This is a genomic window from Cellulomonas sp. B6 (assembly GCF_001462455.1).
In the GTDB taxonomy this organism is placed as follows: domain Bacteria; phylum Actinomycetota; class Actinomycetes; order Actinomycetales; family Cellulomonadaceae; genus Cellulomonas.
This window is the reverse complement of sequence record NZ_LNTD01000187.1, coordinates 1-2,982: the sequence shown is the minus strand read 5'-3', so window position 1 is coordinate 2,982 and position 2,982 is coordinate 1. Positions and strand designations below refer to the sequence as shown.

Genomic DNA, 2,982 nt, shown 5'->3' with positions numbered 1-2,982 from the left:
GTGGGGCGCGGCGCCGACCCCGCCCGCCTGGGGCGCTCCCCCGCCTCCCGCGGGTCCCGGCCCCGGGTGGCAGGCCGGCGCCCCCGGGGGGGCCGGCGCTCCCGGGTGGCGCGCCCCGGCGCTGCAGCCGGGCATCATCCCGCTGCGCCCGCTGGGTCTCGGCGAGGTGCTCGACGGCGCCGTCCGCGCGGTGCGCGCGAACCCGTCGGTCATGTTCGGCCTCTCGGCCCTCGTCGTGACGGTCGCGGTCGCGCTCCAGACGCTCGTGCAGCTCTACCTGTCGAGCATGCTCAACGCGTGGATGGGCGACGCGTTCGCCCAGGAGGGCGTCTCGACGGCCGAGTCCGCGATGATGTCCGAGCTGCTGTCGAGCAGCACCGGGCAGGCGCTCAGCGGTCCCCTGCTCATCCCGGTGACGTCCGTGCTCACCGGACTGCTCATCGTCTCGGTCAGCCGGTCGGTGATCGGTCAGCGCGTCGCGCTGCGCGAGGTCGTGCGCACGCGCCGCGTCTGGCTCGTCGTCGGGTTCGCGCTGCTCCAGCTGGCGGCCACGACCCTGGTGGTCGCGCTGTGGCTCGCCGGCGTCGTGGGTCTGGCCGCCGCCGGCACGCCGGGCGGTGCCGTGGCGCTCGCCCTCCTCGGCGGGGTCGGGATGGTCGTCGCGACGGTGTGGCTGACCGCCCGCCTGCTGCTGGTGCCGCCCGCGCTCATGCTCGAGGGGCGCCGCTTCTGGCCGACCGTCGCGCGCGCCTGGCGGCTCACGCGTGGGTCCTTCTGGCGCCTGCTCGGCATCTACCTGCTCGCGAACGTGCTCGTGTCGGTCCTGATGTACCTGTTCGTGCTCCCCGCGAGCTTCGTCGCCGGCCTCGTGACCGTCGCGACCGGGTCCCAGGCCGCCACGGTGATCATCACAGCGCTCGGCCAGGTCGTCGGCCTGACGCTGTCGACCACGTTCATGGCGGCCGTCGTCGCGCTGCTCTACGTCGACGTGCGGATCCGGCGCGAGGGCCTCGACCTCGAGCTGGCACGCGCCGCGGTGGCGGACGCGTGACGCGCGCGGTGGGGACCGCATGAGGCTCGGCGTCCCGGTCGAGCCCGATGCCGAGACCGCGCGCGCGTGGGCGCGCCAGGAGCTGCTCGACCCGATCTACCACCAGCAGCAGTCCCTGCTCCAGCGTCTGCTGACGTGGATCCGCGAGCAGCTCGAGCAGCTGCCCTCGATCGGCATGTCGGGCGGAACGTGGCTGCTCGTCGTCACCGGCGTGGTGCTGGTCGTCGTGCTGGTGGCGCTGCGCGTGGCCGGGCCGGTGCGGCGCTCCGCCCGGCGACGGGCCGCGCCCCTGCGGCGCGGCGACGACCGCCGCACCGCCGACGCGCTGCGTGCCGCGGCGGACGCCGCGGCACGCGAGGGCGCGTGGTCGCTGGCGGTCGCGGAGCGGTACCGCGCGGTCGTGCGGGGGCTCGAGGAGCGGACGCTGCTCGACGAGCGTCCCGGTCGTACGGCGCACGGCGCGGCCCGCGACGCGGGTGCGGCGCTGCCCGAGCACGCCACGGCGCTGCTGCGCGCCGGCGACCTGTTCGACGAGGTGGTCTACGGCGAGCGCGTCGCCGGCCCGCAGGACGACGCGGCGATGCGCGAGCTCGACGCCGCCGTGGTCGCCGCGCGACCCGTGGCGGTGGACGCGTGAGCGCCACGGCCGGTCCCGCCCTCGCCGTCGGGGAGGTGCTGGGGGACGGCTCGACCGCGCGCAGCCGGGGTGCCGCGAGGTGGCGCAGCGCGCGCCCCTGGCTCGTCGTGCTGGGTGTCGCGCTCGTGGGTGCGCTCGTGCTCGCGCTGCCCTCCCCGCCGACCAGCACGACCCCGGGCGCGCCCGACAACCCGGGAGACCGTGGCGCCCGGGCCGCGGCGCGCATCCTCGAGCGGCAGGGCGTCGAGGTCCGCCACGTGACGACCACGCGCGCCGCGGTGAGCGCGGCCGCGGGCGGCGGCACGGTGCTCGTGGTCGGCGACCAGTGGCTCTCGGCCGCGCAGGTCGACGCGCTGGCCGATCTCGACAACGACCTCGTGCTCGTCGACGCCGGGTGGGCGCTGACGAGCCTCGCCCCGGACCTCGTCGCGACCGGGCAGGACGCGCCGCGCACGACCCGGCAGGCGTCGTGCGCCGACCCCGACGCGGCCGCGGCGGGCGCGATCACGGCGGCCGGCGGCTACGAGGACGTCGGGGGCTCCGCGGTCGTGTGCTTCCCGTCGTCACCCGGCGCCGGCGACGGCGCGTACGTCGTCGTCGAGCAGGACGGTCGCCGCGTCGCGGCGCTGTCGGACCTCGAGCCGCTCACCAACGCGGCGCTCGCGCAGGATGGCAACGCCGCGCTGGTGCTGCGTGCGCTGGGCCGCAGCGACCGCGTCGTCTGGTACGTGCCGAGCCTCGACGACGTGGGCGTCGTGCCCGACGGCGCGTCCGGCACCTCGATCACCGACCTCGTGCCGTGGGTGCGACCCGTGCTGGCCTGGCTCGCGCTCGTGCTCGTGGTGACGATCGTGTGGCGCGCGCGCCGGCTCGGCGCCGTGGTCGCCGAGCCGCTGCCGGTGGTCGTGCGCTCGGCCGAGACGACCCGCGGGCGCGGGCGGCTGTACCGCCGGGCGCGGGCGCACGGCCACGCCGGGGCGGCGCTGCGCGCCGGGACCGCCGCGCGGGTCGCGCACCGACTGGGCCTGCCGCGCTCGGCCGACGCACCGACGCTGATCGACGCCCTCGTGCGGGCCACGGGACGCGACGCGCGCGACGTCGAGACCCTGCTGTACGGCCCGCCACCGACCGACGACCCGGGCCTGCTGCGGCTCGCCGACGACCTGCACCACCTGGAGAGCGAGGTACACCGACCGTGACCGACGAGACGCCGTACCCCCCGGCCACGCCCGTGCCCGGGCCCGAGCAGCCGGCCACGCCCCCGGCGGGGCCCTCCGCCGCGGCGCCCGCGGCA

General features: G+C 77.6%; 3 protein-coding genes. All 3 read left to right on the top strand.

All coding sequences use genetic code 11. From position 1 onward, the window contains the following. Positions 1–1,051 (top strand): glycerophosphoryl diester phosphodiesterase membrane domain-containing protein (locus tag ATM99_RS15375; RefSeq protein WP_150118325.1); only part of this gene is annotated, 1,051 nt, incomplete at its 5' end. Between the two features lie 19 nt (positions 1,052–1,070). After that, entirely contained in the window at positions 1,071–1,688 is a 618-nt protein-coding gene (locus ATM99_RS15370) for a DUF4129 domain-containing protein (RefSeq protein WP_062103735.1), read from the top strand. Then, positions 1,685–2,887: a DUF4350 domain-containing protein gene (locus ATM99_RS15365; RefSeq protein WP_062103734.1), complete on the top strand. Its 1,203-nt coding sequence runs from the start codon at positions 1,685–1,687 to the stop codon at positions 2,885–2,887. Before ATM99_RS15370 ends, ATM99_RS15365 begins: the two co-directional genes overlap by 4 nt. The last annotated feature ends 95 nt before the right edge of the window (positions 2,888–2,982 follow it).

Coding starts and splice junctions, on each gene's coding strand:
- ATM99_RS15370 (WP_062103735.1), top strand. CDS start 1,071: ATGAGGCTCGGCGTCCCGGTCGAGCCCGATGCCGAGACCGCGCGCGCG.